12 protein-coding genes are annotated in these 13,118 nt (G+C 37.0%); 10 read left to right on the top strand and 2 right to left on the bottom strand.

Features of this window, described 5'->3' with window-relative positions; all coding sequences use genetic code 11:
• The 5 genes from Q0992_RS01155 to Q0992_RS01175 all read left to right on the top strand — a co-directional run.
• Nucleotides 1-1,180, top strand: a 1,180-nt coding sequence (locus Q0992_RS01155; protein WP_299519487.1) for a hypothetical protein, incomplete at its 5' end; no start/stop codon positions are given.
• A gap of 119 nt (nt 1,181-1,299) precedes the next feature.
• A complete protein-coding gene (locus Q0992_RS01160; protein ID WP_299519490.1) occupies nt 1,300-1,605 on the top strand; it encodes a hypothetical protein in 306 nt (101 codons plus the stop codon).
• A 287-nt stretch (nt 1,606-1,892) separates the two neighbouring features.
• Nucleotides 1,893-2,369, top strand: a complete 477-nt coding sequence (locus Q0992_RS01165; RefSeq protein ID WP_299519492.1) for a lipocalin family protein — start codon at nt 1,893-1,895, stop codon at nt 2,367-2,369.
• Nucleotides 2,370-2,456: 87 nt separating this feature from the next.
• A complete protein-coding gene (locus tag Q0992_RS01170; RefSeq protein WP_299519494.1) occupies nt 2,457-3,164 on the top strand; it encodes an OmpA family protein in 708 nt (235 codons plus the stop codon).
• Between the two features lie 86 nt (nt 3,165-3,250).
• Nucleotides 3,251-4,153, top strand: coding sequence for a histone deacetylase (locus Q0992_RS01175; protein ID WP_299519497.1), 903 nt, complete (start codon nt 3,251-3,253; stop codon nt 4,151-4,153).
• A gap of 44 nt (nt 4,154-4,197) precedes the next feature.
• On the opposite strand, the gene Q0992_RS01180 is transcribed toward Q0992_RS01175, so the two are convergent.
• On the bottom strand, nt 4,198-5,295 hold the full coding sequence (locus Q0992_RS01180; protein ID WP_299519499.1) for a slipin family protein: 1,098 nt from the start codon (nt 5,293-5,295) through the stop codon (nt 4,198-4,200).
• 2,085 nt (nt 5,296-7,380) lie between these two features.
• On the bottom strand, nt 7,381-8,001 hold the full coding sequence (locus tag Q0992_RS01185; protein ID WP_299519501.1) for a tetratricopeptide repeat protein: 621 nt from the start codon (nt 7,999-8,001) through the stop codon (nt 7,381-7,383).
• Between the two features lie 893 nt (nt 8,002-8,894).
• Between Q0992_RS01185 and Q0992_RS01190 the strand changes: the two genes are divergently transcribed.
• The 5 genes from Q0992_RS01190 (at nt 8,895) to Q0992_RS01210 (ending at nt 13,059) form a co-directional block, all read left to right on the top strand.
• Nucleotides 8,895-9,413 (top strand): ferritin, encoded by a 519-nt coding sequence (locus Q0992_RS01190; protein WP_299519503.1) that lies wholly within the window; start codon nt 8,895-8,897, stop codon nt 9,411-9,413.
• Between the two features lie 136 nt (nt 9,414-9,549).
• Nucleotides 9,550-9,723, top strand: a complete 174-nt coding sequence (locus Q0992_RS01195; protein ID WP_299519505.1) for a hypothetical protein — start codon at nt 9,550-9,552, stop codon at nt 9,721-9,723.
• A gap of 136 nt (nt 9,724-9,859) precedes the next feature.
• Nucleotides 9,860-11,191, top strand: coding sequence for a T9SS type A sorting domain-containing protein (locus Q0992_RS01200; protein ID WP_299519508.1), 1,332 nt, complete (start codon nt 9,860-9,862; stop codon nt 11,189-11,191).
• 98 nt (nt 11,192-11,289) lie between these two features.
• Nucleotides 11,290-12,132 (top strand): AraC family transcriptional regulator, encoded by an 843-nt coding sequence (locus Q0992_RS01205; RefSeq protein WP_299519510.1) that lies wholly within the window; start codon nt 11,290-11,292, stop codon nt 12,130-12,132.
• 378 nt (nt 12,133-12,510) lie between these two features.
• The gene (locus Q0992_RS01210; protein ID WP_299519513.1) at nt 12,511-13,059 is read left to right on the top strand and encodes a carboxymuconolactone decarboxylase family protein; all 549 of its coding nucleotides are present in this window, start codon (nt 12,511-12,513) and stop codon (nt 13,057-13,059) included.
• Nucleotides 13,060-13,118 lie beyond the last annotated feature (59 nt).

Below are 13,118 nucleotides of genomic sequence, written 5' to 3' on the forward strand. Positions count from 1 at the left end.
AAACGCCCACTACTATTTCAGGGACGTATCCGACAAAAAGCTGTACGACCTGGACAAGCTCCTCCTGACACAGGGCTGGAGCAGCTATGGCTGGGACGACATCTTCAACAGCCCGCCGCTGTACAGGCACGATTTCGAAATCGGGATAAACACCGTGGTGCGCATAAACGGGGACGACAAAAAAGGGGACTACTTTACCTTTCCCCTAAGGAACAACATCTCACAGATATTCCCGGTAGACCAGGACGGGGAGGGGTTCAGCCAAAAGGGCCTGTTCCCCGAAGAGGGCGAATCCTATGCCATATCGAAGTCCACGGAACAGGGGAGGAGGATCAGGCCGAGCGTCTACGTCAACTTCTCGCCCTCCAGGATCCCGGAACTGGGCCTTGAAACACAAACGGCGCCGCCAGAGGCGACCGGCTATCTCGAAGACCAACTCGCCATGCCCGATTTTAGGCCCGCTTGGGAAAACGGGGACATAGAACAACTGGACGAGGTGACCGTCTACGGGGAGGCCAAAGAGGCCACCAGGGTGGAGAGAATAAAGAACAAATCCTTTGGGCGGGTCAAGTTCCTCGACGATCGTATGCGTCGTGGCGGTATGACCCTTGCCGTTTATCTAAACACTTACACGCCCCTTTTAGCTTCTGATTGGGACGGGTATTTGAGGATCGAAGATCCAAGCCCCATTAGGCGCGCAGAGCGTGATGATAATAGTGCTGCTCTTCCTATTCAATATATTATTCTAGATGGGGTAATTTTAAGTGATTATAGGTTTTTGGGCAGGTTCACTTTGGAGAATGTAGACTATATAGAGGTAAATAGAAGTGGTGTGGGGAATGGACTTTTAGGTGGCGGCGGCCCTTACGTGAAAATAGTCACCGACCCAAAATTGTCAAGAACGGCAAAGGGCCTGCCCAATTTTGTTGAGCATGAGTTCCCGTTGACCTTCAGTGGCCCCAAAAAGTTCTACACCCCGTTTTACGAAAATTACGATTCGGCCTTTTTTAGTGAGTACGGTACCATCACCTGGTTGCCGGACCTTAAGGTAGATGAAAATGGAACGGTGAACTTTAAGGTATTCAATCCCAATTTGGATGCCCTAACACTGAATATCGAGGGAACCCTGGACAATGGCAGGTTTATCTCCGAAAGAAAGACCATAGTGCTCAACGATTAAATGCCTAAGATAGCATAAAATCCTATTTACCGGCATCCACTTCCCCTAGGGCAGAAAAGTATGAGTTGTTACATCAGTAAAGCTTAGAGGCATTTTAAACTCTTCAGAGCATAATTGGTATGATGTATCTGCTAATGGTATTTTTATTATCAGCTGGTCACTCAATACAAACTGGCAAACTTGAGTTGCTACCCCTTAAAATTGAAAACTCAGAAATTCAAAATCAATCAGAGAAACTTAAAGCCAGTAAAAAAGCAAACAAAGCCATTAAGAAAAGTGTTGAACCTCAAAAAGCTGAAATTACTTTTGACGATTTTTACAAAACTCGATTTAAGGCTTACCAACATTTTAGAAACCAAAAAATACCTAGTACCAAAAAGCAATTGATCTTAAAATGCATATTGGCATTGATACAAGAACTGTAGTTTTTTGTATTGCAGAAAGCTTTAAGCCTGAAGAAATTATTTATTGGAAAACGTATGACGGTTTTGGTGAATTTAGCACCAAGAGCATTACGGGGAGTCTAAAGTCAAGGTATGATTTCAATGACCTAAGACGAAAAAGGAAATTTAGTGTTTATAAACCCTGACATTAAATGTGTTTCAAATGGATTAAAGATTAGTTGATTAATTTTTTATCTTTAAAAATATAATTTGAAACATCTAAAATGTAAGGTCTTTCGTATATAACCTATAACTTTTAAACTATAGTTATGAAAAAACTAGTTACTACTTGGATACTACTATTAATACTTACCTCTTGCGGCATCTCAAAAACCGTTAGGACGTCCAAAAAAGTTATAAAAGGTAATTGGACGCTTAAAACAATTACCTATAGTGAGAGTGGAACTTACAATATCTCTTTACTCAATGATGCTAGCAAAGAATGCTTTGAAGGTAGCCAATGGCAGTTCATACCCAATAACAATACCGGAAACTACATTATTGACAATGCAAATTGTACGGCTGGGTCTCGTTATTTCATTTTTACCATTGATGAAATCGATGAGACAACTGGACTGTACGATTTCCTCTTAAAACCGACGAACGAAAAAGGTAAGAGCCAAACCAACGCGGGCTTTAGAATGAACCTCAGCCAACTTTCCGATACCAATATGCAATGGAAACAGACGGTCTCTGTTGATGGCAATCCTTTTGTAATTAACATGAATTTTATAAAACAACAATAATTATGATATGCCCTACATTGAAACGCTTAATCTAATTTAGCTATTTTCAAAGCATTATGTCTTACATTAATAAAAAACTATAAACAAATGAAAACGATACACAAAAAATCTACTACTATTCTCTTTAGTTTAATCATACTTGTTAGCGTTTGCAGTTGCAAAACCGTACAAAATGCCAATAATAAACAAAAGGGTGGGGTTATAGGTGCAGCAGGAGGTGCAGTACTAGGGGCTATCATAGGTAACAATGTTGGTAAAGGAGGTAACGGAGAACTTGGTGCTGTTATCGGAGGCGTTGTTGGTGGTGCTGCAGGAGTTTTAATAGGCTCTAAAATGGACAAGGAAGCCCAACGCATTGAGGAAGAAATACCTGGTGCTGTTGTAGAACGTGTAGATGAAGGAATTGTAGTGACATTTGATGAAAATAGTGGTGTATATTTTGACACATCCAAGTACAACATCAATGCAGATTCACAAGTTACTCTCAATAAACTTATAGGTGTTTTTAAAGAATATCCAGATACAAATATCTTAGTTGTCGGTCATACCGATAGTTCAGGATCCGAGGAATATAATATGACACTTTCCAAAAATAGAGCCTACGCCGTAACCAATTATTTAAGTTCCAATGGCATAAGTAGCAGCAGATTAACTACAAACTGGTTTGGCGAAACACAACCTAAACACGATAATAACACAGCCATTGGTCGTGCAAAAAATAGACGTGTCAATGTAGTGATTCTCCCAAATGAAAAAATGATTGAAGATGCCAAAAAAGAAGCTGGGCAAAATTAACTCAAACAAACATTATATCAAAAATTAAAACCTTAGTTCTTATTGTACAAGTTTTCTTAATTTTATGAGTATTTAAATATTCTCTTTTGCTAAAAGTAGCTTTTCACCCTATTTACCGGCATCCACTTCCCCAAGGGCATCGGTTTCCGATGGAAAAGTATGAGCTTTTGCCTCTGCAGTTAATGCATGAAGGTACTTGTACCGATCTTAATTTTTTTGAGCCTGAAAAACCCAATGACAAATACATAGTAGCCGTTCATCAACCAGAATATTACTATGACCTGGTTAATATCACCTTAAATCAACGTGCAGCTCGAAAAATTGGATTCCCCCTTAGTGAAGTTTTGGTAGAACGTGAAGTAATTATTGCCGATGGTACTATAAAAGCCTCAGAATTTGCTTTAAAATATGGTATTGCCATGAATATTGCCGGAGGTACTCACCATGCTTATACCAATCGAGGTGAAGCCTTTTGCTTACTCAACGATCAAGCCATTGGAGCAAGGTATCTACAAAATAAAGGTTTGGCCAAAAAGATACTCATTGTGGATTTAGATGTGCATCAGGGAAACGGAACGGCAGAAATCTTTCAGAACGATAATTCTGTATTTACCTTTTCTATGCATGGTAAAAGTAATTATCCTTTTAAAAAAGAAAAAAGTGATTTGGATATTGCCTTAGATAATGACACTAATGATGACACTTATCTGAACATATTAAAAGACACATTACCTAGACTCATACAAAATGAAAAGCCAAACTTTATCTATTATTTATCTGGTGTTGATATTATTGCTTCGGACAAATTAGGAAAGCTAGGCATAACTGTTGAAGGCTGTAAAGAACGTGATCGATTTGTACTTCAGAGCTGTAAAGATTATAATATTCCTGTGATGTGCAGTATGGGTGGAGGTTATTCGCCAGATATCAAAGTTATTGTTGATGCGCATGCCAATACCTTTCGCCTAGCACAAGAGATTTTTTTCTAAAAAGAAAGCACAGGTGATTCACCTGTGCTTCTAAACTAGACCTCTTATTTTCCGGAGAAAATCTCCTTTAATTGGGTTACCATATTACCATTACCTGAGACGGTGATCTCGCCAATTTTCTCAGCGATTTTTTCAACATACTCCATCTCTTTGAGTTTGTACAGCATATTATTCTCCTCCATCAGCTTTGCTGTGTTCAACAAACTACGTGTAGATGCTGTTTCTTCACGTCTCATAATAACGTTAGCTTGTGCCTTCTTTTGAGCCACTAAAACTTGGTTCATAATATCCTTCATCTCACCAGTTAAAATCACATCTCTTATACCGCAGTTTAAAATGGTGACACCTAACTTAGATGCACTTGCTTTAACGTCTTCAAATACAGCTTCCGCAATATTATCTTTACGTTCTAACAATTCGTCTAAAGTGTAAGCTCCGACATAAGCACGCAATACCAATTGCATGGTAATATACAATTGCTTTTCGTAATCTTTGTTATCTAAAAGCGCTTTCTCTACATCGGTAACTTTGTACTGTGTGTAGAAGTTGATTCTAATTGCAGCTTTGTCTTTAGTTAACAATTCTTGCCCAGCAATTTCTAACTGTAGTTGACGCAAATCGGCTTTAGCAATTTTAATTGTTGTATCATTTCTCCAGAAGCGATATGTACCGCCTTCTAAAGTTTTTATATAAACGTCATCAACTAAAAGTACTGCTTTTTCGTAAGCCGCTACCTCAAAGGTTCTGATGTACTTGCTTACTTCATAATTGCTAAAGATTGACTTGTCGAGGTTCTCTGTAATATAGATCTTACTTAAATCTACACGGATGTATTCACGTTCAATTAAACCCTTCCAGTAGACGTAACGCCCAGCTGTTAAAACAGTTTTAAAGATACCTTTTTCATAGAGCAATACCAATTCACCGTCCTTTACTTCAACAACATCAAGCATAGCTGTTAAAACCTCATCTTTTAATAAGATCTCTAATGTTATTGGTGCTGTAAACATAGCAGCCAAATCGTACATTATGACACGCTGCTTAAACCCAAGCCAGTGTACACCTTGGGTAATTACCTTTACATAATCCCCTCTTTTGAATACCAAACCTACTTTTCCTGCATTAATTCTTACTCGTAACATTGTTTTTCATTTTTTAATTAAACATCATTTTTGCCAACTAAGGCGAATTGGTAATTCAAGTGTTAAACTAAGACTAGTAACGGACGGATTACCAACCTCAAAATCATACTGACGAAATCAATACCATTTGAAGTCTATTTTCATTTTTTAAATTACCTTTTAAAAAATAGCAGATTGCAAATCATCTTATCCGTACGGAATAACTGATAGTAATCCCTGCCATAATTAGTACATTAATTTCTAGGTAAAAAGGAAGCCCTTTTGGGTTTTACTTTTTAACTTTTGGTCAACGTAGTAATCATTTTTTGGGATTACAAATCAGACATTCAAAGTACTTCTCAAATTGCTTGTTATTGAACACTAATCGTTACTATTAAAGCCAATCTACAATCTACTATTTTGTCATTTTTATGGAGCAGTGTGACGGACTGCAGTTATCAGTTTTACAAGATGATAAGCTTTGGTGGTTTATAATAACCATCCTGCATTATGAGTGCAGTGCTCTAGCCAACTGAGCTACAAAGTCCAAAAATGGTGACTTTGACAGGATTCGAACCTGTGCAATTAACCTATTGTTCTAACCTTCTGAACTACTTCCCCCATTTTTCGGCATATCTTTTTTGGGGGGAAGGTGGGAATCGAACCCACGACCTATAGACTCGGAGACTGTTTTTTGGTTAACAGACAAACCTTCAAGTCTAGTTGCACATAAATTCATGATACATCTCTGCAACGATTTATACAATAGTGCTATACCGAAACACCCAACAAGACCAGCTTGATGTACCTCTTACCAGATTCGAACTGGTACTTCCACTTAAGTGGACAGATAGGCTCTAAATGCGCTTCCCTACTTTTAATCCTGTTAATTTCGGTGCTTCGCAAAATCTAGTGATTGGCAGGCGCGCCACCAACCCAATCATCCCATCACTCCGTGCCTACGAATCAAAATCTTTTGACACAGCTCTTCCCTTTGAGCTAAAGAGGTGTATATTTAAAAAAAGCGTTCTGAGAATACCTCCGCTTTAGGATAAGCTTTCCTAAGATTATAGCCGTAGCCCTTCCTTAGTTTTCCACGCTCATCCCTTTGCTAGAGAATCGCGTACTTATCCGATGCCTCATACATTGTAGCTGTTCGGCAACTTAGACTTAGCTTGCATAGTGGCTCTTAGGCCACGCTTTGCAATTACGAGGGTTGGCTCCCTCACCATTAGTAGACGTCCTCTTATTGAGGCGGCCTATTAGAATGTTCACCGCACAGTAAAGGCTTGCGACCTCTACTGCCCCATATATTGCAATGGGTTTAGGCAACTACTAGCTGCTACAATGTCCGAAGTCTTTTGCTTGTCGCTGTTTTTTAATAACAGTGCCCTACCAATTGAGCTATATCCAAAAATGGTTCAGATACTAGGACTCGAACCTAGACTTATAACGTCGACCTAGGAGAAGGGCTTCGGAAAGGGCTTCGTAGATTTTTGCCTACAAAATACCAACCTTCTCCTTGTGTGTTTCCCAACACGCGGTATGTTAAGCTACCGAATCATTTCCAATCGGGTAACTTTAATACTGCAATACGCTCCGCAAGGTTGGATGACCTATACGTAACCTATTACTACAACTTTTCCTGTTGGTGTCTCCACCTCAAGCCTAATTACTATCGGCTATAAGTTCTTATCTGCTTTAGCGGTTGCCCCATGCTAATAATAACTTACGTCAGTCGCTTGCTTACTTGTACTGCTCTCGCGAGAAAACAGTCTCCACTTGCAGTGCCTGCTAGTAGATTTATCCTTGTTACCAAGTTTATCTAAGGACGATAAGCCGCCCCATCACACCTTAACCGAAATTAAAGGGTAATGTTTTTTTTCGTTATGAAATCCAGAAATTGGATTTCATAATATTTCAATGATCGTCATTTGAAACAATCAACCTAGGTCCTGAATGTTTAAATGTTTTTACTTCAATGTTTATCAAGATTCGAACTTGATCTAAGTGGATTTACCTCTCGTGCGAGCCATTACACTATAAACATCTCAGTAAACAGAGGCAAACTAGGTCTGTCTCTGTTATGGTTCTCCTTTCTTTTTATTACAATAAATTATTCAACCTATTCTGCAACCAACTTTTTTGTTGCTTTTCAGTTACTTTCTTAGCTTCATTTTCGGCAACTTTGGTTTCATTTGCTTTAGCTTGTCGCTTTTTTTTAAGTCTAGAAAGCATGGCGTCAACAAAACTGATAAAGTCATCATTTAAAGCTAATTGCTTTGCTTCTTTAAGGGTCTTTTCTGCTTCTTCGTACTTAGCCAAACTTTCGTACAATTGTCCTTGCGTCAAGGCGATACCTGCCTTTCCAACACCCTTCAATGTTTTAGCAAAATCGATTAATTTCTGAGCTTCTTCATAATCTTCATTATTGATCAACAGTCTAATATATTCTGGGTAGAGGTCTGGTGACTCTATATTGCTGGCTAAAGCACGCTCAAAATAAACTTTAGCAGCTTCGTAATCTCCTAATTGTTCATAGTGCACTTTTGCCATTAAATGCAAAGCCTTTACATTCTCTGGGTCGTAAGCCAATGCATAATTTAGGGCTTCAACCGCTTTTTCCAATTCCCACGGATAAGCTTCAATAGCTCTAAACAAATGGGTGTTATACAAATTATTTTCCATCATATCCTTTATTGTGCCGTTAACATAAATGCACGACAAGTTAGTACTGTTTTAAAGGCACCATATTCTTATGAATGCTCTTAAAACTGCTCAGATTTATTAAACACTGATGTTTAGAAATTTAAAATCCGAAACAGTTGGTTTGCTTCGGATTCTTATTTGGAAAGTAATTCTACAAATAATACCGAAGCCTCATCAATGACCCGAGGCCATCATTTAAATTCTGAAATGCTACTTTATACGTTAGCATAGCTTCTTTGTTTTTATTAATATTTAATTGCGAATCGTATTGTTAATTCTGCGATGCAAAGATGACAACTATTTTTAAATAAACAAATATTTTTTTGATTTATTTATTTGATTATTAAGTGTTTACGATTTTTTTAGACAAGGGAATTCCTGTCCGCTTTTGGCAGATTTTTGAAGGTTTACACAAGCGTCTGTTTTTCAAATGCTTAATCTTCAAAGGCTATTGTTTTATATTTTAAAATCTTGTTTCAAATTATTTGTGATTTTTTTTACTTCATATTTTATTTTTTGGATAAAACTTTCAAATTCGCAGTCTAAAAACTGATTATGAAATAAAAAAAGCGTCCAAATTAGTGGACGCTTTTGAATCTATTTATGGTTTGTAATTACTTTATCTTCGAAACCTTTTACAAATAGATACATAGCGTCCTTCTTCGTTGAAATAATTCAATACTATTTCCTCGATAATCCCACTGACGCATCAGTGATTTTGTTGCTCTATGTACTATTATTGTTCTCATTTGCAATGCAAATATGCTATAATGTTTATATAAATTCCAAATTTTACATGGGTTGAAATGCAAAACTACTTCAAATTAGATTAAATCTGAATAGGCTACTGTTGCTACCATTAACTGTATTTTAAGGTTTTAGTCCTTACTTTTGTAAAAAAATTAAAAATTATGTTATCACAAACAATAGAAGCCGCACTAAATAAGCAAATAAGAATAGAAGCCGAATCGTCACAAGTTTACTTGGCGATGGCTGTTTGGGCAGAAGTAAAAGGTCTAGAAGGTATTTCTAACTTTATGTACGATCAATCTGATGAAGAAAGGGAACATATGCTTAAACTGGTGAAATTTGTTAATGAACGTGGAGGCCATGCGCACATCTCAGAATTAAATGCACCAAATGTCACTTTCAATTCATTTCAAGAAATGTTCGAAAAACTATTGAAGCACGAAATTTTTGTTTCTGAAAGTATTAATGAATTGGTCCACATTTCGTTACAAGAAAAAGACTATGCCACACACAATTTCTTACAGTGGTATGTTGCCGAGCAAATAGAAGAAGAAGCCACTGCTAGAACCATTTTAGATAAAGTAAATATGATAGGTGACGATAAAGGTGGACTTTATTTATTTGATCGTGACATTCAGCAGTTAGCCGTAGTTTCAGCAGCTGATACACCTACTGAATAGTATTAGAGAATTAAGTAAATGTATTGATTTAACTGGTGTTGGGATTAAAACTAATACCAGTTTTTTTGTTCCTTAAATGTTAAATTTTATTTAGAATAAATAAGAATAGTTATTTTTGAGCCCTTGTTTGTAATCAATGGGTAAAAAAAAAGACAAAAAGCTTAAGAAAGAACGCATTAAAGTTCTTCAAGCATCAGGTATTGATAGCTTGGGCAAGGTTAAGTCTAAATGCTGTAAGAAATATAAAAAAGCAGAACATAAGCGTTGCAGTAAATGTCCATGTTTTGATTTGCTAAAGAAAGTAGCATAATTCATATACATCATGTTGCTAAACGTACACTTTCCTAGAGTAATTAAGACAATTGTTCGTTTTCTAGATAATTTGTAACTTCACATGACTAATTCCAGAAAATACATATTATTAATTCTCTTAAAAACTATCTAAAATGGAAAAGAATTACACATTTAATCCTAATCTTTATAAAACATTAATATTCTCAGCTTTATTTCTTTTTGGCTCGTTTTCAGGGATTGGTCAAGGGCACCAGCATCCACATAATAATATAATTGATATAGATTGGGATAATGAAATATACTACCCAAATCCTTATGCTGAACGCTCATCGGTTACAGCTCCTTACAATCTCCAACAGCGCATCTCATCAGGAAACGCCTGCGCTTCCTTTATTGTTGATTATAACAATTTTACACCTCAAGCTGAAGCCGCTTTTCAATTCGCTGTAGATATATGGGCAAACTTAATTGCTTCATCGGTTCCTATCCGAGTGTCAGCAACCTTTGCTCCTCTGGGCACAGGTGTATTAGGTAGTGCTGGTCCGGCGGGATTTACTGCAGTTACAGGTACTGGTTTTCCATCGAACACCGCCTTTCCTTTCGCCTTGGCAGAAAGTATTACAGGAACAGAAATAATGAATGGCCCAAATCCTTCAACCGACATTACGGCAACATTCAATACTAATGCGAACTTCTATTTTGGCTTAGACGCAAATCCTCCTATCAACCAAATAGATTTCGTGTCGGTTGTATTGCACGAACTATGTCATGGTCTTGGTTTTTTGGGATTCGGAAGAATTCCGACCGACGCCACTGGCAATCCCGACCCAAATCCTCCAGTGAATGGTCTTTTGCGAAATAATGGTTTTCTTAGTCCTTGGGATACGTTTATTGAAAATGGAGCACAGACTGCCATAACAACCTTTGCTGACCCTTCTTCAGCATTGCTTTCAGAGTTTACTAGCAATGATTTATTTAGTAATGGGCCAATGTCCATTTCACAAAATGGTGGTATTAAACCTACTATGTATGCTCCTAGTCCATTTCAAGTTGGCTCTAGTTATAGCCATTGGGATGAAGCTACGTATCCAGCAGGTAATCCGAATTCATTAATGTCGCCTTTTGTATCGTTTGGTGAAGGAATACATGACCCTGGTTTAATGACACTTGGCTTTATGGAAGATATGGGATGGACGCTTTGCCAACCACTTTCTACAGAAGAGTTTGCACTGAGTAACGTTAGAATTAGTCCAAACCCTTTTACATCAGATTTAGAAATCCGTTTGGCAGATGGCTTAACTGACACATTCAAAATAGAATTATTCGATGTAGAAGGTCGCAAAGTTTTCACGCATTCTAAAGCGGCTAACAATGGTGTAGTTCGTATTACTGATTTAGACCAATTGGGCAATGCCATATATTTTATGACCATTACTAATGAAAATACAAGCGACAGTATTACCAAAAAGCTTATAAAAATTTAAGTATTCGTCTTTCCTTATAATTTCTGAAAGAACTCAGAAATAAATTAAACTGAGTTCTTTTTTATTAAGGAACTGAGTTCTTTTTCGACTTAGTTGACATGACTTACAAGTTTGAAGAATTTACAACCGATGCCATTTTCAAAATAGAAAATGAAACCCTTTTAGAGCAATTTACCCAACCCAAACAAACGGAATTATACACCTTTATTTGGACAAAAAACCAATCTGCTGAAGTAATCATAGATAGCATTCCTGTTATTGTAGAACCTAATAGTATCTTGGCACTTACTCCTATTCAGTATTTACAGGTTACTCAACCTAGCGAGGTTGTGATTTATCAATTTAACCGTGAGTTTTACTGTATTAAAGACCACGATCATGAGGTCAGTTGTGTAGGCATACTTTTCTTTGGAAATTCTAACATTCCCATTATTCATTTAGATGAAACGGAACAGCAGAAATTTGAGCTACTGCATGAGGTTTTTATTGACGAACTACAAACTAAAGATACCATCCAAGCAGAAATGTTACGCATGCTTATGGCGCGTTTCATTATTAAGAGTACACGTTTGTTAAAAGCCAAAGACGGTCTCACGGAAACAGCCAAAAGCAGTAAAGTAGATTTACTGCGTTCATTTAACTTTTTGGTAGAGCAGCATTTTAAAACTGAGCATAGCGTTGCTTTTTATGCCGAACAATTATTTAAATCGCCAAAAACACTGTCTAATAATTTTGCCAAATTGAATAGAAGTCCGCTTCAAATTATTCATGAGCGTATCGTCTTAGAAGCAAAACGTCTTCTTACATATACCGATAAAACTGCTAAAGAGATTGCTTACGAAGTCGGTTTTGACGATGCATCACACCTCAGTCGGCTTTTTAAAAAACATACTTCTCAATCACCTTCCGACTTTAAAAAACAACTAAACCCTGTGGTTTAGGAAAAATTGACAAGCCAAAGGGCAAATCTTTCATTTTACAATACACACTTCTCACCCATCTTTGCACTGTAATATTAAAAAATGAAAAGATGGAAATAAAAAACAAATCTATATTCAATCTTATAGAAATATTTAGAAAAAGTCCAAAGCGGATAATGAGCACTATAATTCCCAAAACACATTGCGAACGTAAGTACATTCACGACTACTATTGTGATGCTGAGAAACCTCATGTGAGCCAATAGGGAAAAAATGACAAGCCAAAGGGAATAATAATCATTTCAGGAGAACCATATCGGTCGCAACTTTGTACCAACAAAAAAATCAAACCGAATTTCAAAATTCGACATCAAACAAATATTTTAAAAACTAGAAATTATGAACACATTTAATGTACCAACAAGAGAAGACGTAAGCACTAACAATCAGGCGATTTTTGATAACCTCAACAAAGCCCTTGGTTTTGTGCCAAATTTATATGCCACTTATGCACATAGTGATACGGCCTTAGAAAACTATCTAAACTTTGCCAATGCAAAAACATCATTATCTGCTAAAGAGAAAGAGGTAGTTAACCTTGCTGTTAGTGAAGTTAACGAATGTATCTATTGTCTATCTGCACACACTGCCATTGGAAAAATGAACGGTTTTACCGATGAACAAATCCTAGAATTAAGAGCTGGTTACTCTTCTGTAAACAACAAGCTAGATGCTTTGGCACGATTAGCTAAAAATGTAACGGTGAATAGAGGTCGAACAGATGAAACCGTTTTAGAAAATTTCTTTAACGCTGGTTACACAAAAGCCAATTTAATTGATACTATTTCATTAGTTGGTGACAAAACTATCTCTAACTATATCCATAGTACAACACAAGTTCCTGTGGACTTTCCTGTAGCACAACCGTTAGAAACACAGTCGGTATAAAAACATAGAGCACGGTCTTAGGGTACCGTGCTCAAGATAGTTTTCTGAAATGAGAAAAG

Origin of the sequence: Winogradskyella sp. (assembly GCF_028289625.1) — a bacterium.
In the GTDB taxonomy this organism is placed as follows: Bacteria; Bacteroidota; Bacteroidia; order Flavobacteriales; family Flavobacteriaceae; genus Winogradskyella.

Bases quoted from the DNA above. Each gene is read 5' to 3' on its own strand.
- Q0992_RS01195 (WP_299519505.1), top strand. From the start codon at position 9,550: ATGGGTAAAAAAAAAGACAAAAAGCTTAAGAAAGAACGCATTAAAGTT.
- Q0992_RS01160 (WP_299519490.1), top strand. From the start codon at position 1,300: ATGATGTATCTGCTAATGGTATTTTTATTATCAGCTGGTCACTCAATA.
- Q0992_RS01200 (WP_299519508.1), top strand. From the start codon at position 9,860: ATGGAAAAGAATTACACATTTAATCCTAATCTTTATAAAACATTAATA.
- Q0992_RS01170 (WP_299519494.1), top strand. From the start codon at position 2,457: ATGAAAACGATACACAAAAAATCTACTACTATTCTCTTTAGTTTAATC.
- Q0992_RS01205 (WP_299519510.1), top strand. From the start codon at position 11,290: ATGACTTACAAGTTTGAAGAATTTACAACCGATGCCATTTTCAAAATA.
- Q0992_RS01165 (WP_299519492.1), top strand. From the start codon at position 1,893: ATGAAAAAACTAGTTACTACTTGGATACTACTATTAATACTTACCTCT.
- Q0992_RS01180 (WP_299519499.1), bottom strand. From the start codon at position 5,295: ATGTTACGAGTAAGAATTAATGCAGGAAAAGTAGGTTTGGTATTCAAA.
- Q0992_RS01210 (WP_299519513.1), top strand. From the start codon at position 12,511: ATGAACACATTTAATGTACCAACAAGAGAAGACGTAAGCACTAACAAT.
- Q0992_RS01190 (WP_299519503.1), top strand. From the start codon at position 8,895: ATGTTATCACAAACAATAGAAGCCGCACTAAATAAGCAAATAAGAATA.